This is a genomic window from Flavobacterium jumunjinense, assembly GCF_021650975.2.
Lineage (GTDB): Bacteria > Bacteroidota > Bacteroidia > Flavobacteriales > Flavobacteriaceae > Flavobacterium > Flavobacterium jumunjinense.
Genome location: NZ_CP091285.1, coordinates 1,794,676 through 1,817,103, shown reverse-complemented (window position 1 = coordinate 1,817,103; position 22,428 = coordinate 1,794,676). Strand labels below are relative to the sequence as shown.

19 protein-coding genes are annotated in these 22,428 nt (G+C 31.3%); 10 read left to right on the top strand and 9 right to left on the bottom strand.

From position 1 onward, the window contains the following. Positions 1–20: 20 nt before the first annotated feature. From L2Z92_RS08090 to L2Z92_RS08080, 3 genes are all read left to right on the top strand, one after another. Complete coding sequence (locus L2Z92_RS08090; protein ID WP_236458319.1) at positions 21–890, top strand: hypothetical protein; 870 nt, start codon at positions 21–23, stop codon at positions 888–890. Between the two features lie 30 nt (positions 891–920). Continuing rightward, positions 921–4,172: a T9SS type A sorting domain-containing protein gene (locus L2Z92_RS08085; protein WP_236458318.1), complete on the top strand. Its 3,252-nt coding sequence runs from the start codon at positions 921–923 to the stop codon at positions 4,170–4,172. A gap of 98 nt (positions 4,173–4,270) precedes the next feature. Further along, positions 4,271–5,248 carry a LuxE/PaaK family acyltransferase gene (locus L2Z92_RS08080; protein ID WP_379677587.1) on the top strand — a complete coding sequence of 326 codons (978 nt, stop codon included), beginning with the start codon at positions 4,271–4,273 and terminating at the stop codon, positions 5,246–5,248. A gap of 1 nt (position 5,249) precedes the next feature. Here the strand turns inward: L2Z92_RS08080 and tyrS are convergent, their stop codons facing one another. Next, the gene (tyrS, locus tag L2Z92_RS08075) at positions 5,250–6,557 is read right to left on the bottom strand and encodes a tyrosine--tRNA ligase (protein WP_236458317.1); all 1,308 of its coding nucleotides are present in this window, start codon (positions 6,555–6,557) and stop codon (positions 5,250–5,252) included. Between the two features lie 174 nt (positions 6,558–6,731). On the opposite strand from tyrS, the gene L2Z92_RS08070 reads away from it, so the two are divergent. Beyond that, positions 6,732–7,793 (top strand): TlpA family protein disulfide reductase, encoded by a 1,062-nt coding sequence (locus tag L2Z92_RS08070; protein WP_236458316.1) that lies wholly within the window; start codon positions 6,732–6,734, stop codon positions 7,791–7,793. A 21-nt stretch (positions 7,794–7,814) separates the two neighbouring features. Then, the gene (locus tag L2Z92_RS08065; protein ID WP_236458315.1) at positions 7,815–8,810 is read left to right on the top strand and encodes an NAD-dependent epimerase/dehydratase family protein; all 996 of its coding nucleotides are present in this window, start codon (positions 7,815–7,817) and stop codon (positions 8,808–8,810) included. Between the two features lies 1 nt (position 8,811). Here L2Z92_RS08065 and L2Z92_RS08060 read toward each other — a convergent pair whose 3' ends face one another. The 3 genes from L2Z92_RS08060 to L2Z92_RS08050 form a co-directional block, all read right to left on the bottom strand. Beyond that, a complete protein-coding gene (locus tag L2Z92_RS08060) occupies positions 8,812–9,186 on the bottom strand; it encodes a DUF4296 domain-containing protein (protein WP_236458314.1) in 375 nt (124 codons plus the stop codon). A gap of 71 nt (positions 9,187–9,257) precedes the next feature. Beyond that, positions 9,258–10,601 carry a dihydroorotase gene (locus tag L2Z92_RS08055; RefSeq protein WP_236458313.1) on the bottom strand — a complete coding sequence of 448 codons (1,344 nt, stop codon included), beginning with the start codon at positions 10,599–10,601 and terminating at the stop codon, positions 9,258–9,260. Further along, entirely contained in the window at positions 10,601–11,326 is a 726-nt protein-coding gene (locus L2Z92_RS08050) for a polyprenol monophosphomannose synthase (RefSeq protein WP_236458312.1), read from the bottom strand. The genes L2Z92_RS08055 and L2Z92_RS08050 overlap by 1 nt, the downstream gene beginning before the upstream one ends. Positions 11,327–11,430: 104 nt before the next feature. Between L2Z92_RS08050 and L2Z92_RS08045 the strand changes: the two genes are divergently transcribed. Further along, on the top strand, positions 11,431–12,102 hold the full coding sequence (locus tag L2Z92_RS08045; RefSeq protein WP_236458311.1) for a DUF4271 domain-containing protein: 672 nt from the start codon (positions 11,431–11,433) through the stop codon (positions 12,100–12,102). A gap of 9 nt (positions 12,103–12,111) precedes the next feature. Further along, a complete protein-coding gene (locus L2Z92_RS08040) occupies positions 12,112–12,870 on the top strand; it encodes a uroporphyrinogen-III synthase (RefSeq protein ID WP_236458310.1) in 759 nt (252 codons plus the stop codon). A gap of 82 nt (positions 12,871–12,952) precedes the next feature. On the opposite strand, the gene pckA is transcribed toward L2Z92_RS08040, so the two are convergent. Beyond that, complete coding sequence (gene pckA / locus L2Z92_RS08035; protein WP_236458309.1) at positions 12,953–14,578, bottom strand: phosphoenolpyruvate carboxykinase (ATP); 1,626 nt, start codon at positions 14,576–14,578, stop codon at positions 12,953–12,955. Between the two features lie 67 nt (positions 14,579–14,645). Next, a complete protein-coding gene (locus L2Z92_RS08030; protein WP_236458308.1) occupies positions 14,646–15,035 on the bottom strand; it encodes a DUF423 domain-containing protein in 390 nt (129 codons plus the stop codon). A 186-nt stretch (positions 15,036–15,221) separates the two neighbouring features. Here L2Z92_RS08030 and L2Z92_RS08025 point away from each other — a divergent pair, with 186 nt between their 5' ends. The 3 genes from L2Z92_RS08025 (at position 15,222) to L2Z92_RS08015 (ending at position 19,957) form a co-directional block, all read left to right on the top strand. Continuing rightward, on the top strand, positions 15,222–17,828 hold the full coding sequence (locus tag L2Z92_RS08025; protein ID WP_236458307.1) for a zinc-dependent metalloprotease: 2,607 nt from the start codon (positions 15,222–15,224) through the stop codon (positions 17,826–17,828). A gap of 182 nt (positions 17,829–18,010) precedes the next feature. After that, positions 18,011–19,381: a saccharopine dehydrogenase family protein gene (locus tag L2Z92_RS08020; RefSeq protein WP_236458306.1), complete on the top strand. Its 1,371-nt coding sequence runs from the start codon at positions 18,011–18,013 to the stop codon at positions 19,379–19,381. 105 nt (positions 19,382–19,486) lie between these two features. After that, positions 19,487–19,957 carry an Lrp/AsnC family transcriptional regulator gene (locus tag L2Z92_RS08015; protein WP_236458305.1) on the top strand — a complete coding sequence of 157 codons (471 nt, stop codon included), beginning with the start codon at positions 19,487–19,489 and terminating at the stop codon, positions 19,955–19,957. 87 nt (positions 19,958–20,044) lie between these two features. Here the strand turns inward: L2Z92_RS08015 and L2Z92_RS08010 are convergent, their stop codons facing one another. From L2Z92_RS08010 to L2Z92_RS08000, 3 genes are all read right to left on the bottom strand, one after another. Further along, positions 20,045–20,743 carry a zinc metallopeptidase gene (locus L2Z92_RS08010; RefSeq protein ID WP_236458304.1) on the bottom strand — a complete coding sequence of 233 codons (699 nt, stop codon included), beginning with the start codon at positions 20,741–20,743 and terminating at the stop codon, positions 20,045–20,047. A gap of 483 nt (positions 20,744–21,226) precedes the next feature. Further along, a complete protein-coding gene (locus L2Z92_RS08005; protein ID WP_236458303.1) occupies positions 21,227–21,646 on the bottom strand; it encodes a hypothetical protein in 420 nt (139 codons plus the stop codon). Between the two features lie 124 nt (positions 21,647–21,770). Beyond that, positions 21,771–22,367, bottom strand: a complete 597-nt coding sequence (locus L2Z92_RS08000) for a hypothetical protein (RefSeq protein ID WP_236458302.1) — start codon at positions 22,365–22,367, stop codon at positions 21,771–21,773. Positions 22,368–22,428: the final 61 nt, after the last annotated feature.

Sequence of the window (22,428 nt, the reverse complement as noted above, 5' to 3'; positions counted from 1 at the left end):
ATTCAATAAACAATTTTAAAATGAAAACAAAACATTTTTTTACGGCATTATTATGCACTGTTACTTATTTATCATTTGCACAAAACGTACAATCTGATGCCTTAGCAACCAGTGGTGGTTTAAATGCAGGAACAACAACTTCTGGAGCAGGAGGAAACACTTTCTATGGCTATATGGCTGGAAAAAACAACACAATTGGCAGTCAAAATGTAATGATTGGAAACGGCTCTGGCGGAAGTAGCACAACAGGAAACAACAATGTTTTCATAGGTACGTCAGCAGGCTCTACAAATCTCTTAGGCAACAACAATGTTTATATTGGGGTAAATGCTGGACCTGATGATGGAAGCAATGTTTCGGGAAATATTTTTATAGGTTACAATGCCGGTTTTGAACAAACAGGAAATAATAAACTTATTATTGGTAATAATGAAACAAATCAATTAATCTGGGGAGATTTTACACAAGACCAACTAAAATTCAATGCCAAAGTAGGTGTTGGTTATGGTTTCGGAAACTATCCCACAATGGCAGGGAGTGTAAATATCTCTAATTATAACTTGTTTGTAAAAGGCGGTATTTTAACAGAAGAACTAAGAGTGAGTCTTACTGGCACTTGGGCAGATTATGTTTTCAACAAAGATTATAACTTACCATCATTAGAAGAAGTAGAAAATCACATTAAAGAAAAAGGTCATTTAATTAATGTTCCTAGCGCAAAAGAAGTAGCAGAAAATGGTTTAGAATTAGGTAATATCGCTAAAATTCAACAAGAGAAAATTGAAGAGTTAACTTTGTATATCATTGAGCAAAATAAGATAAATGAGAAGCAAAATCAAGAAATTGAAGAACTAAAAATTTTAGTTAAACAATTAGTCGATAAAAAATAAGTAATCATTAAATTTTAAAAAATAAATATAATGAGAAAACTTATTTATATAAACATATTATTTTATCTAGTATTCAATAGCATTTTTGCTCAAGATAAAGCAATTGTAGAACCCACATTTAGTCCAAACGGTTATTTTGAGAAAGTTTTTGATAATTATGAAAATAGCTACCAACTAAAAGACCTGCTCGTTGGCGCAAAAACAAAAGTGGGACAAGAAACTACCTCAAGCGAATTAATCACTTGTGATTCTGGCTTTTTTGATTTATACTTTGAAACTGGTTCAGGAATGGAAGACGAGACCAACAGCTCTCACAATGCTAGAAGAGCTGTTGTCTGTAAAGTTTTTAAAGACATTAGTAATTTTATCAACTCTCCACTAAAAAACAATGGTAACACTACAAAAGTAAAGATATGGATAAGGAACATATCTAACATTAATGGAGTTCCTTCAAATGCAGCTGGTTTAGCTACATCATTCTATACGATGATATCAAATACAACTATTGGTGGAATAATTGATAATGAAATCTGGAAAACAATTCAATCTGGAAAAGATTCTTATAAATTTACCGCATTACCAATTAGATCAACTACTGAATCTATAAATGGCCCAATAAATTTTTATCATGGACTGGTTGCTTTAAGATTTGATGGGATTAATTGGAACATAGATTTAAACTCTAATGCACAAAATCAGCAACAAGATTTATACACAGTTGTTCTTCATGAAGTAACTCATGCACTAGGCTTCAACAGTTTATTAAACACAAATGGAACTTCTCTCTTAGGAAATAGCTATAAATATTTCTCTAGATATGATACTTTTTTAAAAGACCATACTCAAAACTACTCCTTAATAACTAATGATAATATGTGTGGAAGTATGTATAACTATAGCTTCAACACTAATCTCAGCAATACTGTTTTTAGTCCTAACACATTAGATTGCAACAACCCAAATACAAACTGTAATACTTCAATATTCTTTTCTGGAATTAACACTACTCCTGTTTACACACCTAATTGCTTTAGACCTTCAAGTAGTTTAAGTCATTTCGAAGACTTATGTACATCTCCATCACATGCAGCAAACTCATACTTTGTGATGTCAAAAAGCAGTAGCACAGGAAGCAACAGTTACTATACAAAGCGTTATTTAAAACCAGAAGAGCGAAATGCTCTAATTGATATTGGCTATAGCTTAAATTTAGTTTATGGAGACAACAGTACTGTACAAAATAGTTATTATGATTATGGAGGCACAATTGATAATGGAAATAATGTAGTTGGATTTAATGACGGTATAACAGAAGATGGTATTTATAATTACATTGTTTACACAAACGAATTTATATCCATAAACAACATATTAGCAAATGATTACAATGCTATTGGCTTTGAATGTTTGGAAGTTATAAACGATGCAAGTGCAACAATATTTCCAACATTTGGAGATTCGTCAACAAGTGTTAGTTTTAAATCACTTAATAGCGGACTTCGCCTACTGAGATATATTCCAATTAATTCAGAAGGCGAAAAAGGAAACATAACATATATATATGTATACATATATGACAATAACGAATGCGCTACAAACACTCCTAATGATTTGGTTAAAAACGGAAAATTTAACCAATACTCATCTACACCTAATAACCTTGGACAGATAGCCAGAGCATGTGGCTGGCAAAACATCTCTATCGCTACATACAGTACATCTCCCGATTATTTTAATGCGCTAGCATTACCTCAAACCGGAGTAAGCATCCCTTGCAACAAACTAGGTTATGAAGACGACATTCAAAATACTGAAAAAGCATATGCTGGAATGTTAATTATAGAAAAATCAGGTCTAGGAAATCAATTTGAAACTATAAAAACAAAATTAGACACTCCATTACAAGCAAACACAACTTATCAACTTAGTTTTGATGTTTCTTTGGCTGAAAATGTTAGCACTAATGTTGTTAAATTTCAGGCATTTTTGAGCAATACTAATATTGTCATGAATGACGAAGGATCTATCCCAATACCTTTAAATCAACTAAACATGCTTTTCACAAATCCAACATTTACTACAGTTACAAATGGATGGGAAAGAATATCTTTTATAATCCCCTCAAGACCTGTAGCAGGAGAAGAATATCTATATCTAGGAGGCCTTTACAACGTAGATTTCTTAAGAAAACCACCAGTATCGTTAGTTAACAATTGTAATGGCTACAATTTTAATGGCCCTGGTTTTTCTGCTAATGGATGGAGTTATTATTATATAGATAATGTTAGTCTTATAGTTAAAGATGAAGTTGAACTTGATTTACCAAATGAATTATGCACTAATGAAATCCTTCATAACTTAGATAATTTTGTAATACTAAACCCTTTTAATGGAACTTTTAGTGGCAATGGTGTAGGTTACAACAATGGTGTTTTTTCATTTAATTCATCTATTGCAGGATTAGGTAATCATACCATCACTTTTACTTATCAATTAAACGGCACAACGTATACACTTACTGACATAATTAATGTAACAAATACAAATGCAATAAGTCCATTATTTGATAACATCCAACCGATTTGTTCAGGCGAAAATATAGACCCACTACCTACTACTTCCTTGAATGGCATTACAGGTTCATGGTCACCTTCCTTAAACAACACAATAAGCACTACATATCTTTTTACCCCATTTGCTAATCAATGTGCGACATCTAGCACTTTAACAATTGAGGTTTTACCTGCAAATGACCCAAGCTGCAACAGTAATCCTTGTCTGCCTAATTTAACGTTATCTACTATAGAAAATAACAGTACGATAATATACAAAAGAGCAAATTGGATAGAAGCTAATGCAAGCTATGTTGTGGATGTAAATAAAAATGTAACCATGAAAGCGGGAGATTATATTGTTTTTAATACAGATTCTCATTTGAAAGCAGGTTCCGAAGTAACAGCGTTAATTGAAGTTTGTACTCCTACAAGTAAAAATAGTAATATTGAAACAATAGAAAAAGTAATCTTAGAAGAGGCTATTTTAAATGAATCTATAGTATTGTTTCCAAACCCAACAAGTGATAGGTTAACCATTGCTTCAGATAATGTAGCTATGAATAGTGTGATTATTACAGCTATGGATGGAAAAATTATCTATACTAATAACTCAGTAAATAATTCTAAACTAGAATTAAATACCTCAAGTTTTCAAGCTGGAGTTTATATAGTAAACATAACTACCAAAAACGGAACTGGTTTTATAAAGAAGTTAGTTAAAAATTAGATTTTTTAGTGCTAATTTTAAAGCACCAACCTAGCGTTGGTGCTTTTTTTATTTTATACTTTTGCAGAACACAAGAACAAGTAATAAATAATATCATAATGACAACGGAAGACCTATTCACTATTTCAAGCAAAAGAGATTTTGAGAAAATGACATTAAAAGTTTTCAGACATCAATATGACAACAATAGTGTTTATCATGATTTTTGTAGTTTTCTAAAAAAAGACAAATCCAATGTGAAATCTATTCTCGATATTCCGTTTTTACCCATTCAGTTCTTTAAAAGTCACACTATACTGAGCTCGAACAACGACGTACAGGAAACATTCACAAGCAGCGGAACAACAGGAATGCAAACAAGTAAGCATTTTGTTACGGATGTTTCAATCTACGAGCAAAGTTATCGCAATGCCTTTTCTGAATTCTATGGTAACATTGAAGATTACTGTGTTTTAGCTTTGCTTCCATCCTATTTAGAGCGTGATGGTTCTTCATTAATTTATATGGTTGATGATTTAATTAAAAGCAGCAATCACGAAGATTCTGGCTTTTACTTAAACAACTACGAAGAATTAGCGAACAAATTAATTGATTTAGATCGCTCCGGTCAAAACATATTACTAATTGGTGTCACTTATGCTTTATTAGATATTGTTGAAAAGTATCAATTTCAGCTAAAAAACACCATTATTATGGAAACTGGCGGAATGAAAGGCAAACGAAAAGAAATTATACGTGAAGAATTACATACCATTTTATGCAGTGGATTTGGCGTATCAAATATTCACTCAGAATACGGCATGACCGAATTATTATCGCAAGCCTATTCGTTAGGTAATGGTATTTTTGAATGCCCACCATGGATGCAAATTTTAATTAGAGACACAGAAGACGCGTTATCCTATGTAAATTATGGAAAAACTGGAGGTCTAAATGTTATCGATTTAGCGAATTTCAACTCTTGTTCTTTTATAGCTACGCAAGATTTGGGCAGAAAAAATCCCAACCATTCTTTCGAAGTGCTGGGACGTTTTGATAATTCTGATATTAGAGGTTGTAATTTGATGGTTTTATAAACTAAACCACTCTAATTACATAATAATTTTTCTTTCCTTTTTGCAATAACAAAAACTGATTATTAATTAAATCTTCAGCCGTTATTACACGTTCTTCATTTACTTTCGTTTTATTTAACGAAACCGAATTTTGTTTTAATTCTCTTCTTGCTTCTCCATTTGAAGCTAGAAAATTTGTCTTTGTTGCCAAAGCTGCCACCATATCTAATCCTTCTTCAAAATCGGCTTTTGAAACCTCAACCATTGGAATACCTTCAAAAACTTCCAGCAAGGCTTTTTCAGACAATGCATTTAAACCGTCCATATCTTTGCTAAAAAAAGCATTTGAAGCAAAAATAGCGCTTTCTAAATCCTCTTGCGTATGCACTAGCAAGGTTAACTCTTCCGCTAATTTTTTCTGTAAGATTCTTAAATGTGGTGCTTCATTATGTTCTGCAATTAATTTCGCTACTGTTTCCTGATCTAAGAATGTGAAAATTTTAATGTATTTTTCTGCATCAACATCTGTAGTATTCAACCAAAATTGATAAAATTTGTAAGGTGATGTTTTTTCTGCATCTAACCATACATTTCCACCTTCCGATTTTCCAAATTTAGAACCATCTGCTTTTGTAATCAAAGGACATGTCATCGCAAATGCTTTCGCTCTTTCTTCATTATCAACATTCATTCTACGTACTAACTCCGTACCTGTTGTAATATTTCCCCATTGGTCGCTTCCACCCATTTGCAACAAACAATTATATTCTTTGTTTAAATGATAAAAATCATAACCTTGAATTAATTGATAAGTAAACTCTGTAAAACTCATTCCTTCTCCACCTTCTTCACCGCTCAAACGTTTTTTTACAGAATCTTTAGCCATCATATAGTTAACGGTGATTCGTTTTCCAACTTCACGTGCAAAATCGATAAAAGAGAAATCTTTCATCCAATCGTAATTATTTACCAATACAGGAGCTGTTGCATCTGTTGCATCAAAATCTAAAAAACGAGACAAAACCGATTTTATTCCATTTACATTATGATTCAATGTTGCTTCATCCAGCAAGTTTCTTTCATTCGATTTCCCAGAAGGATCTCCAATCATTCCTGTAGCACCACCAACCAATGCAATAGGTCTATGCCCAAATTTTCTTAAATGCATTAATAAAATTATTGGCACTAAACTTCCAATATGTAGTGAATCTGAAGTTGGATCAAAACCAATATATGCTGATGTTGCTTCTTTTAACAATTGCTCTTCTGTTCCTGGCATCACATCATGAATAAGCCCTCTCCAACGTAATTCTTCTACTAGATTTTTCATTTTTATTAAACTTTTCACAAATATAGTTTTTAGTTTAAAAGTTTAAAAGCTTAGCTTGAAATAAATTCAACGTTTAAAAACTGATAAAATAGTTGATCGATAAAATTTCATATATTTGTGTAGCTGCATTTTTAAGTACAATTAAAGAAAATGCTTTATCAAGAAAATTTAATTATGAATAAAATTGCTATTCTTTTTTTATCTTTTATTTCAACAATCACTTTTTCTCAAACAAACATTTCAGGCAAAATTCTTTTAAAAGACATAAAGAGTGACACACTAAAATTCTTTAGTGGTACACTTAGTAACGATTATTATGAAAACCCATCTATTATTGTTCCAATAAAAAACAATGAATTTAAAATTAAAGAAGCATTCAGTTACCCTCAATTATATGTGCATCAACTAAAAAGCATTAGCGATTCCATTTTTTTTAGAGTTGGTTTTTTGTTTCTCGATAACTCCACTACAAAACTTAGCATAGACAAAAACTTAACACCCACTGAGCACGATGGAATAACTCAAAAAGAGTTTAGAGACATTTTTATTCCGTTTATTACAAATAATGATGAGGATTTAAAAAAACATTTTTTTAGATATACAAGGTCTGAATCAATTGACTTTGACGAACGATTGCTGAAATATGTAGAAAAACACCCCGATTCTTATATTGCATTATGGTTTATCGCTCAACGCAATAAGATTACTGGAAACAATGTGATTCACAAAAAAATCATGAATTTATTTTCAAATGAAGTAAAAAAATCTAAATTATGGAAAAGTTTAAATGCTAATATCAGTACAATTACAATATTTTTAGACAAACCTTTTCCTAGGTTAACACTTAAAAATCGAGAATTAATAGATTTCAAATTAGAAATCAAAAAAAATAAATTCACATTAATCGATTTTTGGTTTAGCAGCTGCAAGCCTTGTATCGCCATTATGCCTGAAATAAAATCTTTGTATGAAAAATATAAAGACAAAGGCTTTAATGTTATATCAATCTCAACCGACAAAGAAAAACATATTGATTTATGGAAAAAGCAAAGACATGAATTAGACATGAATTGGGAAAACTATCTCGATTTAAACGGTGAAATAGCAAAACAGAACAGTATTTCTATGTTTCCAACTCTTTTTTTAATTGATGAAAATGGTGTTTTAATTAAGAAAGATATGGATCTAAATGAATTAGAAAAGTTTTTAAAGCAAAACTTAAAACAACAACACTAAATAAATACAACCCACATTCTCATGATTTTAATTACAGGTGCAACCGGATTAGTAGGCTCTCACTTACTGATACAATTATTACTAGAAAACAAAACCGTTTCTGCATTGTACAGAAATGAGAAAAAAATTGAAGAAGTAAGAAATGTTTTTCAACACAAAAACCATTTAGACTTATTCAAAAATATCATTTGGATTAAAGGAGATATTAATGATATCCCATCATTAAATAACGCTTTCAAAAACATTAAAACCGTTTATCATTGTGCTGCATTAATCTCTTTCGATCCAAAAGATGAAGAAAAACTAAGAAAAACAAACATTGAAGGCACTTCTAATATTGTTAATTGTTGTATTGATTTTAATGTAGAAAAACTTTGCTATGTGAGTTCGATTGCTGCATTAGGTGATGCAAAGGAAAATGAATTAAAAATTACTGAAGAAACCGATTGGAATCCTGAAAAACTACATGGCGATTATGCTATTTCTAAATATGGAGCAGAACTAGAAGTCTGGAGAGGTTTCCAAGAAGGGCTACAAGTTGTTATAATAAATCCAGGTGTCATTTTTGGTTATGGATTTCCAAAAAAAGGAAGCAGTATATTGTTCAATTCAATTAAAAAAGGACTTTCGTTTTACACCAAAGGAAAGGTTGGAATTGTTTCAGTTGAAGATGTTGTTACCTGTGCCGTTCAGCTAACAAACTCTAATAGTAATGGCGAACGATATACTATAGTAGCAGAAAACAAATCTCTAGAGGATATTTTGTTTTGCATAGCTGACACTATGAAATTAAAAAGACCTTTCATTTACGCTAACAAAACAGTTACTACAATTGCGTGGAAAACAGATTGGTTATTATCAAAATTAACTGGAAGAAGAAGAAAACTAACTAAAGCAACTTCAATATCTTCGCATTCTATTACAGAATATGACAATTCTAAAATTGTTAAAAACTTAAATTATAAGTTTACAAATATGAACGAATACATCACTAAGCTAACCAAAGAGTATCTATAATTTACTTAATCGGTTCTTTACTACCCATTTTCTCTTGCTTTAACAATGTATCTGTCTTTGTTTTTTCAAACTCTAATCGTTCCATTACTTCGGTATGCATATCTCTATATTTTCTAGAGTCCGAAGCATAATAACGCTGATTCTGATAATAGGTAACACTATCAATATTATACTTAGAATAAATATAATTTTTTATCTTGATGTTATTGGTAGTCAATTTATCTGGAAGATAAGCTTCAACAGCTTGAAGAATTGCGGTGTCATATAAAATAGCTACCATTACTTCTTCTTCCAAAAGCATATCAGGTTCTGGAACAGGTTTCTCTGAACAAGAAAACAGCACCATACTTACTATTAAAAAAACTACTTTTTTCATCTGATCTCTTTTTTTTTATTCAAACTACCCTTTTAGACTTTCATTACCTATTATCAAATAGTGCCAAAAAATTATTCTCTTTCAAACAATAATCTTTGCGCAGCTTTAACTTCTTTAATTTTTCCGTTTATAAATACTAATTTACCATTAACAAAGGTATGCGTAACTCTCGATTTAAAATTTGTTCCTTCAAAAGGAGACCAGCCACATTGGTATAGTATATTTTCTTTTTTCACATTCCACGGCAAATGCGGATTAACAATTACTAAATCTGCATAATATCCTTCCTTAATAAATCCTCTCTTTTCTATCTTGAAAATTTTCGCAGGATTATGGCACATTTTCTCTACCACTTTCTCTACAGATATTTTTTCTTTATGCACCGCTTCAAACATAGCAACAACTGCATGTTGTACTAATGGACCTCCAGAAGGGCAACTTGTATAAGGATTTATCTTTTCCTCTAAAGTATGAGGTGCATGATCTGTAGCGATAACATCAATTCTGTCATCCAATAAAGCTTCCCATAGCGCATTTCTATCGGATTCTGTTTTTACAGCTGGATTCCATTTGATCAACGCTCCTTTAGTATCATAATCTTTGTCTGAAAACCAAAGATGATGCACACAAACTTCGGCCGTAATTTGCTTTTCTTCTAAAGGAATTTTATTTGTAAACAAACTCATCTCTTTAGCAGTAGACAAATGAAAAACATGCAATCTTGCCCCAGTTTTCTTGGCTAGTTCTATAGCTTTAGAAGAAGACAAATAACATGCTTCCGCACTTCGAATCAAATGATGGTATTTCATTGGAATATCATCACCAAACTCTTCTTTGTATTTTTCTAAATTGGCTTTAATTGTTCCTTCATCTTCACAATGCACTGCGATAAGCATTTTTGTCGAGGAAAAAATCTTTTCTAAAACTTCTTGATTATCGACCAACATATTTCCTGTAGACGAACCTAAAAACAATTTAATACCTGCAACATTTCTTGGATTGGTTTTCAAAACTTCTTCTAAGTTATCGTTTGTTCCACCCATCATGAATGAATAGTTTGCAAACGAAGTCTCTGATGCAATTTGATATTTTTGTTCTAAAAGTTCTTGCGTTACCGCATTAGGAACTGTGTTTGGCTGCTCTATAAAAGAAGTTATTCCTCCAGCAATTGCCGCTCTACTCTCGGAAGCAATATTTCCTTTATGTGTTAACCCTGGTTCTCTAAAATGAACTTGATCATCTATTGCACCAGGTATTAAATAACTTCCTTCTGCATCAATAATGATACATTCAGAAGATTTAGGACTTATTTTGTCGGCTATCTCTTTAATGAATTCGTCTTCAATTAATACATCTCCTTCAAAAACAACTCCTTCATTTACAATTTTTGCATTCCTAATTAAAAAGGTACTCATTATAATCTATTAAATAATTTTCTTATACGTAACATTATGACTCCAAATACGGCTTCTCTAATGATTGAACCACTCATTTTTGAAACACCTTTTGTTCTATCTGTAAAAATGATTGGCACTTCTACAATATTATATTTTTTTACATAGGCTCTATATTTCATTTCTATTTGAAACGCATAACCTATGAACTTTATTCTGTCTAACTTAATATTTTTTAAAACTTCCTTGTTGTAACAAATAAAACCTGCTGTGGCGTCATGAATCTTCATTCCTGTAATTATCTTAACATATACAGAAGCAAAATAAGACATTAAAACCCTGTTAAGTGGCCAATTAACAACATTTACCCCTGTAGAATATCTCGACCCAATAGCAACATCTGCTTTATCATTCTTACAAGCGCTCAACAATCGTTCCAAATCCTTTGGATTATGTGAAAAATCGGCATCCATTTCAAAAATATAATCATAATCATTTGACAACGACCATTTAAACCCATGAACATACGCAGTTCCTAATCCTGCCTTCTTAGTTCTCACTTCCAAGAACAACCTGTCATTGTATATTTTTTGAAGTTCTTGAACCTTTTTTGAGGTTCCGTCGGGAGAATTATCGTCAACAATTAAAACATGAAATGGAGTTTCTAAAGAAAATACAGCATTTATAATACTTTCAATGTTCTCAATTTCATTATAGGTAGGTATTACTACTATCGATTTTGTCATTTTTCAACACATTTTCGAATGCAAAAATAAACTATTTCTTAAGTTTATCTCTTAATAATTTTATAATAATAATATTGACATTAATTTTTGTAATTTTGCCAAACATGCTAACAATACAATTTCAAGAGAGAATAATCGATTATAAAGACTGGGCAACATTATTGTTCTTGCTCTGTTTTGTTATAATAATAATAAACAAAAACGTATTTGAAGCTCGTTTTAGCGAATTCGTTAAGCTTGCCATTTCAGACAAGTATACTAAAATATACAAAGACAACAGTAATATTAGAAGTGGTTTTACTTTATCTATGTTCTTTATTCAAGTATTTTCTTATTCTTTTTTTATTTTCTTATTTCTAAAACACTTACCATCTTACAACAAAAATAACGACAAAATAGTTTTCTTGCAAATCTTCACTTTTCTAGGTGTTTTTATCCTTTCAAAGTATTTAATTGAAAAAATTATTGCAACAACTTTCAGAATCGAAGAATTCACAGAGCAATTTAATCTCTTAAAAGTTAGCTATAGATCCTATTTTAGCTTCTTATTACTCCCAATAAACATTATATTATACTATAATTCCAATTTCAATACAACTTGGTTTTTCCTCTTAGTAACAGCTATCATTGTGCTTGCAAATTTTACGACCTACTTGGTATCCTTAAAAATGCATCAAAATTTAGTAATTCGCAAGATATTTTATTTTATTTTGTATCTTTGCACCCTTGAAATAGCACCTTACTATTTTATGTATTATTTTATTACAAAAAATTAGAAAAAACGTATGTCAAATTTAAAAGTGAAAACGATATTGGTTTCACAACCAGAGCCTAAGGTAGAGAATTCTCCTTATTTTGAACTACAAAACAAACTCAAAGTTAAAGTTGACTTTAGAACTTTTATTCACGTAGAAGGTGTATCTGCGAAAGAAGTGAGAGCGCAAAAAATAGATTTAAATAATTTTACCGCAATCATATTAACAAGCAGAAATTCTGTTGATCACTTTTTTAGAGTTGCAGAAGAAATGCGCTATAAAGTTCCGGAAGATATGAAATATTTCTGTCAATCTGAAGCAGTTGCCTTTTATCTACAACGATATGTAGTTTACAGAAAACGTAAAATATATGTTGGACCAAAAGATTTTATTGATTTAGCACCATTAATAAAGAAATATAAGGATGAAAAGTTTTTACTTCCGGCTTCCGACCAATTAAATGCTGATATTTCGCAAACTTTAGACAATTTAAAAGTAGCTTGGACTCCTGCTATTTTCTACAAAACCATAATGAGTGACCTTTCTGACTTGAAAGATGTTTATTATGATATTTTAGCTTTCTTTAGTCCAACTGGAATAAAATCTTTATTTAAGAACTTTCCAGATTTCAAACAAAACGACACAAGAATTGCTGTTTTCGGAACAACAACTCAAAAAGAAGCGCTAGACAGAGGTCTTAGAATAGACATTATGGCACCTGCCCCTGGAACACCCTCTATGACAGGCGCATTAGAAAAATACATACTAGAAGCCAATAAAGGAAAATAACCCCCTTACAGAGCATAAAAAAAGCGTTCTAATTAAATTTTAGAACGCTTTTTCATTACATTAATCTTTCTAAATTAGATCATTAGATTTGAGGACCTGCTTTTACAAGGTTTTGCCCTTCTGAATTATCTGTATATTGCTCAAAGTTTTTCACAAACCTACCTGCAAGATCATTTGCCTTTGTTTCCCATTGAGAAGCTTGCTCATACGTATCTCTTGGATCTAAAATACTAGGATTTACATCATTCAAAGATACTGGAACCTCAAAATTAAATACTGGCACAACTTTAGTCTCTACGTTCTCAATTGAACCATCTAAAATAGCATCAATAATTGCTCTTGTATCTTTTATAGAAATACGCTTACCTGTTCCATTCCATCCCGTATTCACCATATATGCAGTTGCATTATTCTCTTCCATTTTTTTAACCAACTCTTCTCCATATTTTGTTGGATGTAAAGATAAAAATGCTTTACCAAAACAAGCTGAAAAAGTTGGTTGTGGTTCTGTTACACCTCTTTCTGTTCCTGCTAATTTAGCTGTAAAACCAGATAAGAAATAATATTTTGTTTGCTCTGGAGTTAACTTAGAAACTGGTGGCATTACTCCAAAAGCATCTGCTGTTAAAAAAATTACCTTTGTTGCATGTCCTGCTTTAGACACAGGCTTAACAATATTATCAATATGATTTATAGGATACGAAACACGTGTATTTTGTGTTACAGAACCATCTGTAAAATCAATTTTACCCTCTGTAGATACTGTTACATTCTCTAACAAAGCATCTTTACGAATTGCTCTATAAATGTCTGGCTCATTTTCAGCACTTAAATCGATAGTTTTTGCATAGCAACCACCTTCAAAATTAAACACTCCATCATTATCCCATCCATGCTCATCATCACCAATTAATTCTCTCTTAGGATCTGTTGACAATGTAGTTTTTCCAGTACCAGACAAACCAAAGAAAACAGCTACATCTCCATCTTTACCTTTATTTGCAGAACAGTGCATTGAAGCAATACCTTGCAAAGGCAAATAATAGTTCATCATAGAGAACATTCCTTTTTTCATCTCTCCTCCGTACCAAGTACCTCCAATTAACTGAATTTTCTCAGTTAAATTAAAAGCCACGTATACCTCCGAATTCAAATCATGTTTTGCATAATCTTTGAATAATGTTTTAGAAGCATTCATAACTACAAAATCTGGCTCACCAAAGTTTGCTAATTCTTCTTCCGTAGGCCTAATAAACATATTTTTAACAAAATGTGCCTGCCAAGCTACTTCCATTATAAAACGAACTTTTAAGCGCGTGTTTTCGTTCGCTCCACAAAAAGCATCGATTACATATAACTTTTTCCCAGACAATTGAGAAACTGTTGTTTCTTTTAATGCATTCCAAGTATCTGTAGAAATTGGTTTATTATCGTTTACCGCTTTATCTGAAGTCCACCAAATTGTATCTTTTGTAGTATCATCATTAACAATATACTTATCCTTAGGAGAACGACCTGTAAACTCTCCTGTCATTACATTTACAGCTCCTAATTCAGATAACTGCCCTTTTTCAAAGCCTTTTAAGTCTTCAGTAAGCTCTTCTTTGTATAAAAAGTCGTACGAAGGATTATAAATAACTTGTGATACATTTTTAATTCCATATTTCTCTAACGAAATCGATTTCGTAGGTTGATTGTAACTGTTCATAAAAAATGAGTTATGTTGTGTTTGTTTTAAAGGTGTAAAATTATAAATTTAATTTTAAAATTAGGTGTTAAATACTATTTTTTACTAAAACACTATAAAACATATACCCCCAAGAAGCAATCAAAAACAGACCACCAACTGGAGTTATAGGTCCTATAATTTTAGTTTTGATTGATGTTATACTACTTGTAGACAACAAATATATTGAACCCGAAAACAATAAAACCCCAACAATTACTAAATAAAATACTACTGTTTTTTCTTTTAAACTAAGAAAATTAGTAGTTGCTACAAATAGCAAAAACAAAGCATGATACATTTGATATCGCACACCTACTTCAAAAGTAGATAATTGATCTGTTGTTAAAAACTTCTTTAATCCATGAGCTCCGAAAGCACCTAAAACGATTGATACTAGTCCTAAAATTACTGCAACTAAGATAATTTTTCTTTCCATTTTTTTTATTATTCAATAACACTGTAAAGATAAAGCTAAAAACTTAATCCTAAAATGAAGAAACCGCTACTTTAATTAACGACTCAAAACTTTCTTGTAATTTAACAAATTTTAACTTTTTATTTTTCAATTCGCCATTTAGTTTTTTCTAAATTGTGCCTCTTTTAAACCAATTAATAATAAACAATGAAAATCAATACATTTAAATCTAATAAAAGTATTTTTTCTGTTTTCTTAGTTTGTTTGTTTTTATTCCAAATTCAAACAACCGAAGCACAAAGCAGAAGAAAAAAGAAAGAAAAGGCTGCTGCAGAAGCATTAGCTGCTAAAGCAAAAAAAACTGAAAAGAAAACAATTGAGGAATTAGTAAAACAAAGTAAAAAAATCGAAGGTCTCTTTACTATTTACCAAGACACAGTAAATGGTAGCGTTCAAATGTTAATTAGTGAAGACCAAATTGGCAAAGAATTTATCTATTTCAATCAAACTGCAGACGGAACATCAGACACAGGTCGCTTTAGAGGAGCCTATGGGAACTCGATCGTTTTTAAAATTGAAAAGTACTTCGACAAAATTGAATTCGTAACTCAAAACACTTCCTTTTACTTTGACCCAAACAATCCTATTTCTAAATCTCAAGATGCTAATTTAAGTAATGGAAACATGGCTAGTGAAAAAGTTTTAGCTCATGATGAAGCAAAAAAACTATATTTAATTTCTGCTAATGATCTTTTCTTAAAAGAAACACTAACTCAGATTAAACCTTCGAAGTTTCCAACCTCATCTCCTTTCGCATTTACATTAGGAAGTCTAGACAAAGACAAAACAAAAATAAATGCAATTAGAAACTATCCAGAAAACACAGATATAGCTGTCGAATATGTTTATTCTAACGCTTCTGTAATCAACAACGGGACAAATGCTATATCTGACGGAAGAAATGTAAGCATAAAAGTATACCATAGCTTAATTGCTATGCCTGAGAATGATTTTGAAATTCGTTTTGACGATCCTAGAGTTGGGTACTTCACCACACAAGTAGATAATCAAACCTCTACTTCTTCTACTCCATATAGAGATTTAATTCACCGTTGGAATCTTATTAAGAAAGACCCAAATGCAGTAATTTCTGAGCCTGTAACACCAATCACTTGGTGGATTGAAAACACAACACCATTAGAATGGAGAGAAACTATTACTGAAGGGGTTTTAGAATGGAACAAGGCTTTTGAAAAAGCAGGTTTCAAAAATGCAATGGTTGTAAAAATACAACCCGATGATGCAACTTGGGATGCGGGAGATATTAGATATAATGTTTTGCGCTGGGCATCTTCTCCTAATCCAGGCTTTGGTGGTTATGGTCCTAGTTTTGTTAATCCTAAAACAGGAGAGATTATGGGGGCTGATATTATGTTAGAATATCTTCATTTTACAAATAGAGTCCTTTATGACAAAGTATTTGATTTATCGGCTACTTCTGCTCCTGAAAACAACCTAGCCTTCCTAAAAGACAATCATAAATTATGTTCCCTTGGTCATGTGATGCATGAAAACACAATGTTCGGACAATCATTTTTAGCAGCAAACGCAGCTTCAGACTTAGAAATGGTTAGGATGAAAAAAGAATCAATGATCGCATTAATCATGCATGAAGTTGGTCATACTCTAGGATTAAACCACAACATGAAAGCAAGTCATATTTTCTCTCCAGAACAATTAAACGATGCCGAGTTTATTAAAGGAAAAGCTTTAACTGGCTCTGTAATGGATTATGCTGATATAAACATCAATCTTGACAGAACCAAACAAGGACAATACTACGATACTTCTGTAGGTCCTTATGATCTCTGGGCAATAGAATTTGGTTATACTCCATTTACTTCTGAAACAGAAAAGAACACCTTATTAAACAAATCAACTCAACCAGAATTAATCTTTGGAAATGATGCTGATGATATGCGTGCACCTGGAAAAGCAATCGATCCAAGAGTAATGGTTGGTGATTTATCTAATGATCCTATTCGTTATTCTGTTGATCGATTTAAATTGGTTGACAAAATGATGCTAGACGCTAAATCGAAATTTACAAAAACAGGTGAATCATACCATGAGTTAAGAAGAATTTACTACCTCTTAAACAACCAAAAAAGAGTAGCTTCTGGTGTTATTTCTAGATTTATAGGCGGTGTTTATGTTGATAGAGCCATGGCTGGACAAGCAAACGCTACAAAACCTTTCACTCCAGTTAATTTGAAAGACCAAAAAAGAGCTATGGATGCTTTAGAAACATATGTTTTTGCTCCAAATGCTTTCGATGCTCCAAACGATCTTTATAACTTTTTAGCAATACAAAGAAGAGGTTATAATTTCTTTAATGGACCTGAAGACCCAAAGATTCACGCACAAGTATTAAGCTACCAAGAAAGCATTTTAGATCACATTTTACACTATAACACATTACAGAGAATTGTAGATAGTGAGTTATACGGAAATGAATACAAACTTTCTACTTTTATGACCGACTTAAACAATGCTATTTTTAAAGCAGATGCTTACAGCAATATCAATACATTTAGACAGAATCTACAAGCAGAATACACAAATAGATTAATAACTATTATTAAGAACGACCCTAAGAACAGAAATTCAAATGTGGTTAAATCAATGGCTTTATACAATTTAAAAAGTATTAGAAAAATGATGGCTGCCTCTACCAATGTAGATATAGCAACAAAAGCACATAAAGAATACTTAGTTACTTTAATAGACAACAACTTGAAAGAAATTAAATAATTCGGAATAACAAATTCACACAAACAGTGGCTATTTATATAAAATAGCCACTGTTTTACTTATAAAGAACATCTTAATTATAGAAAACACGAATTATTTTCAAAAATGACAAATAAGTCTAAAAGTTTTTTATAAATATAACATTTCACTACCTTCGTGTGATATTTTTACAAAATCCTGTTATGAGAAACATATTAGTAATAGGAGCAGGAAGATCTGCTTCTTCGTTAATAAAATACTTATTAGATAAATCTGGACAAGAGCAATTACAAATTACAATTGCCGATTTATCTTTAGAATTAGCTCAAAAAAAGACAAAGAATCATCCCAACGCTAAGGCAATTGCTTTTGATATATTTAACGAACAACAACGTCATGAAGAAATTCAAAAAGCTGACATAATTGTATCTATGCTTCCTGCAAGTATGCATATCGAAGTGGCTAAAGACTGTATTACATTCAAAAAGAATATGGTAACTGCTTCTTATATTAGTAAAGAGATGCAAGAACTAGACAAAGCTGCAAAAGAGAATGGTTTAATCTTCATGAATGAAATTGGCTTAGATCCTGGAATTGACCATATGAGTGCAATGAAAATTCTAGATGAAATTAGAGAAAAAGGTGGAAAAACAATCCTTTTCGAATCTTTCTGTGGTGGACTTGTTGCTCCAGAAAGTGATACTAATCTTTGGAACTATAAATTCACTTGGAATCCTAGAAATGTGGTGCTTGCTGGACAGGGTGGTGCTGCAAAATTCATTCAAGAAGGTACTTATAAATACATTCCTTATAACAAATTATTCAGAAGAACTGAATTTCTAGAAGTAGAAGGTTATGGTCGTTTTGAAGGGTATGCTAACAGAGATTCTTTAAAATACAGAACTGTGTATGGTTTAGATGATGCTTTAACATGCTATAGAGGAACTATTAGAAGAGTGGGATATTCTAGAGCTTGGGATATTTTAGTACAATTAGGAATGACCGATGACTCTTATACTATTGAGAACTCTGAAGATATGACCTATCGTGAATTTACCAATTCTTTCCTACCCTATCATCCAACTGATACTGTTGAAATAAAACTAAGACATGCTCAAAAAATTGACCAAGACGATGTTATTTGGGACAAACTATTAGAGTTAGACATTTTTAATGCAGACAAAAAGATAACTTTAAAAAATGCGACACCTGCTCAAGTTTTAGAAAAAATTCTTTCTGAAAAATGGACTCTTGAACCAAAGGACAAAGATATGATTGTAATGTATCATAAATTTGGTTATAAATTAGACGGCGAGAAAAAACAAATTGACTCTACTATGGTTTGTATTGGAGACGATCAAACGTATACTGCAATGGCAAAAACAGTAGGACTTCCTGTTGCTATTGCAGCAATTAAAATATTAAATGGAGAAATTAAGACTCCTGGTGTACAACTTCCAATTGCTAAAGAAGTTTATACTCCTATATTAAAAGAATTAGAAGAATATGGTGTAATATTCAAAGAAGAACATGTTGACTATCTAGGCTACAATCCTTTAAATGTGAGTAGTTAAAAAGAACATATTATTAAAAACAACAAAGTCCGATAGTAATTAATATCGGACTTTTGTTTTATAAAAAACATATTTTCATTAGTTTTACTTCCTATTCAAAACAAAATGAAAATAAATCAGTTACAAATTGAAATTGACGGAATCGATAAAGAAATTTTGAGAGACTTAATGAACGATGCTAGAAAACCTATTTTACAAATTGCGAACAAGATTGGAATTTCTGGTGCAGCTATCCATCAAAGATTAAGAAAGCTAGAGCAAGCTGGTGTCATTTCTGGTTCAAAATTCACTGTAGACGTTAAAGTGCTTGGTTATTCTACAATGGCTTTTGTTGGAGTATATCTTGACAAAGCTTCAAGCAATTCAGAAGCTGTTAGAGAATTAAAAAAAATACCAGAAGTTTTAGAATGTCATTATACCACAGGGAATTGGAGCGTCCTTATTAAGATAATTTGCAAGGACAATGAAAATTTAATGCAATTATTAAATAAAAAAATTCAAGCTATTAAAGGTGTTTCTAGAACTGAAACTTTTATTTCTCTAGATCAACAAATCGACAGACAAATTCAAATATAAGTTAGAAGTTAGAAAATTATGCCATTCATATAAAACCCCAAATTTTTATATAAAATTTGGGGTTTTATTATCTGTATTTTAATGTAATTAATCTCTAGAGCCTAGAATTCGAAATGCCCAATACAACAATGAAGCCAACGCTCCTAAAGCAGCAACTACATAAGTTCGTGCAGCCCACTTTAAAGAATCTTCTGCTCCTGCGTATTCTTCTTGGCTTAACATATTTTTATTTTTCAACCAAGCTAATGCTCTATTACTTGCATCATACTCTACAGGCAACGTGATAAAACTAAACGCTGTAGCAATTGCCATTAGCGCTAATCCAGCAACCGCAATATAGAAACCGATACTTGTTTTTGAAGCAAACCCTAAGATTAATCCACCCATGATTAACCATTGCGACATATTTGATGAAACATTTACCATTGGCACCATTTTAGAACGCATGGTTAACCAACTATATGCCTGGGCATGTTGAACAGCATGACCAACTTCGTGAGCCGCTACAGCCGCAGCTGCCGCATTTCTTTGGTTATAAACTTCTTCCGACAAATTTACTGTTTTGTCCATTGGGTTGTAATGATCAGTTAGCCTACCTGGTGTAGAAATTACTTTTACATCGCGAATTCCATTATCGGCTAACATTTTCTCAGCAATTTCTGCTCCACTCATTCCATTGCGTAAGTGTACTTTTGAATAATAAGCAAATTTACTTTTTAATTTAGAGCTCACTAACCAGCTAAATAAGGCTATCCCTCCTATTAATATTAAATATGTGAAATCCATAATTTTTATTTTAATTACTAAAGTTACAAAATAAATATCAAATTGTATTCCAATAACTCAAACCGTCATTTTGTCATTTTTATACCTACACAAAGTGATAAATGCAATCAATTCTATAGATTCATAATACATAAATGAGACAATATTTACATCATAACCTTCAATTGCTTTATTATTTAGAAATTGATTCACATCATTTCTTTAACTCATCTTTCATACTTTAAAAACCTGACCTAACAGACAATGTATGCACTTGGTATTTTTTCATATGCTCAATATTTATTTTTAAGCATTGACAGGTATTTGATTGTAAAAAACAGGTTATACCATTTATCACTTGAATTCACTGCAATAAAACACCCTTTTTTCCTCGATATTTCAATATAAAATAAAAACGTAACGATGCTATGCTTTTATTTTCTATTTTATATCAAGAAAAAAATCATCATTTTCTTTTACAGTAAATTCAAATCATAACTGGTATTATTTATTAGAAACCGTATTCGTTGTTTTATTAATATCCATTACAGGCAACAACCCATTAGACGGAATATAGATAATTTGAGGTAAATCGCCTTTATCGGCTAACTTTTCTAAGGTACGAATGAATAAATATTGATTATACGTTTCACTTAATGTTCCGTTTTCCAATTTCATTGCTTCCGCCATACCTTTAGCTCTCTCAACCTCAGCTTGTGCATTTAACTTTTCGGCTTCTAATTTTGCTTTTTCTTCTTCTACTAAAATCCTTCTGTTTTGCTCTGCTTTTGCCATTTCTGCTTTTCCAGCCATTTCTTGTTGCCAAACGTTATAACGTGGCAAACCAAACATTAGGACAGAAACTACTACTATAATTAAAAAACCCACTAATAAAATTGCTTTCAGCGCACTTCTTTTTTCCATTTTGATTAAATTTTGTATATATCTATTATACGCAAAAAATAAAAAAAGTTACAAAAAAACCGCAATTTCAGATTTTTATTTTTCTGAAAATTGCGGCATAATTATTTTTTTACGTGTTTAATCGCTAAGAAACATTCATAAATTCTTTATTCTTTTTTTCTTCTTCAAATAATTGTCTTCTTAATCCTTGCTCTCTTTCGATACATACTCTTCTATACGATTCATATTCTTTTTCTAAATCGATTAGTAATGATTTTGAATTGGATGTGATTTTATTTGCTGCTTTAAATCTAAAAAACAGAATTAGAGCTACTAATAACGTTCCAAGAAACAAAGTCCACATTACAAAAGAATAGTTTTTCTTATCAATCGAGAAACCTAGAAAACCAATACTTGCTTTTTCATTCAAAAGGGCATCATTAGAATTTTTATATTCCTCTATTTGATTTTGTAATCCTACAATTGTGCTTTCATTTTTCTTTACTTCTTCCCTAAGCAAAGCTTGTGTATTCTGTTCGTTTTCGATATAATTTTTAAGTGTAGTTTCAAAAGCATTGATACCCCTTTTTTCTACTACTTTATAGTTTTCATAGCTGTTTGATGCTTCGATTAATGTTGTTAAATCATTTAATACTTTCTTACTCTTTTCTTGTGCACGTAACGATATTAAGCTAGTGCAAAAAATAAGCACTGCTACAAATGAAATTCTCGTTATTTTCATCTTTAATTTTTGTTTAGGGGAATTAATAAAAATTACAAACTGGTTTAATAATTTGTAAATA

Excerpts from the sequence above, each read along its gene's own strand:
- L2Z92_RS08090 (WP_236458319.1), top strand. The coding sequence starts at position 21 with ATGAAAACAAAACATTTTTTTACGGCATTATTATGCACTGTTACTTAT.
- tyrS (WP_236458317.1), bottom strand. The coding sequence starts at position 6,557 with ATGAAAAATCTAGTAGAAGAATTACGTTGGAGAGGGCTTATTCATGAT.
- L2Z92_RS08010 (WP_236458304.1), bottom strand. The coding sequence starts at position 20,743 with ATGGATTTCACATATTTAATATTAATAGGAGGGATAGCCTTATTTAGC.
- L2Z92_RS08045 (WP_236458311.1), top strand. The coding sequence starts at position 11,431 with ATGCTAACAATACAATTTCAAGAGAGAATAATCGATTATAAAGACTGG.
- L2Z92_RS08015 (WP_236458305.1), top strand. The coding sequence starts at position 19,487 with ATGAAAATAAATCAGTTACAAATTGAAATTGACGGAATCGATAAAGAA.
- L2Z92_RS08030 (WP_236458308.1), bottom strand. The coding sequence starts at position 15,035 with ATGGAAAGAAAAATTATCTTAGTTGCAGTAATTTTAGGACTAGTATCA.
- L2Z92_RS08070 (WP_236458316.1), top strand. The coding sequence starts at position 6,732 with ATGAATAAAATTGCTATTCTTTTTTTATCTTTTATTTCAACAATCACT.
- L2Z92_RS08050 (WP_236458312.1), bottom strand. The coding sequence starts at position 11,326 with ATGACAAAATCGATAGTAGTAATACCTACCTATAATGAAATTGAGAAC.
- L2Z92_RS08025 (WP_236458307.1), top strand. The coding sequence starts at position 15,222 with ATGAAAATCAATACATTTAAATCTAATAAAAGTATTTTTTCTGTTTTC.
- L2Z92_RS08080 (WP_379677587.1), top strand. The coding sequence starts at position 4,271 with ATGACAACGGAAGACCTATTCACTATTTCAAGCAAAAGAGATTTTGAG.
- L2Z92_RS08065 (WP_236458315.1), top strand. The coding sequence starts at position 7,815 with ATGATTTTAATTACAGGTGCAACCGGATTAGTAGGCTCTCACTTACTG.
- L2Z92_RS08020 (WP_236458306.1), top strand. The coding sequence starts at position 18,011 with ATGAGAAACATATTAGTAATAGGAGCAGGAAGATCTGCTTCTTCGTTA.
- L2Z92_RS08085 (WP_236458318.1), top strand. The coding sequence starts at position 921 with ATGAGAAAACTTATTTATATAAACATATTATTTTATCTAGTATTCAAT.
- L2Z92_RS08005 (WP_236458303.1), bottom strand. The coding sequence starts at position 21,646 with ATGGAAAAAAGAAGTGCGCTGAAAGCAATTTTATTAGTGGGTTTTTTA.
- pckA (WP_236458309.1), bottom strand. The coding sequence starts at position 14,578 with ATGAACAGTTACAATCAACCTACGAAATCGATTTCGTTAGAGAAATAT.
- L2Z92_RS08040 (WP_236458310.1), top strand. The coding sequence starts at position 12,112 with ATGTCAAATTTAAAAGTGAAAACGATATTGGTTTCACAACCAGAGCCT.
- L2Z92_RS08055 (WP_236458313.1), bottom strand. The coding sequence starts at position 10,601 with ATGAGTACCTTTTTAATTAGGAATGCAAAAATTGTAAATGAAGGAGTT.
- L2Z92_RS08060 (WP_236458314.1), bottom strand. The coding sequence starts at position 9,186 with ATGAAAAAAGTAGTTTTTTTAATAGTAAGTATGGTGCTGTTTTCTTGT.
- L2Z92_RS08000 (WP_236458302.1), bottom strand. The coding sequence starts at position 22,367 with ATGAAAATAACGAGAATTTCATTTGTAGCAGTGCTTATTTTTTGCACT.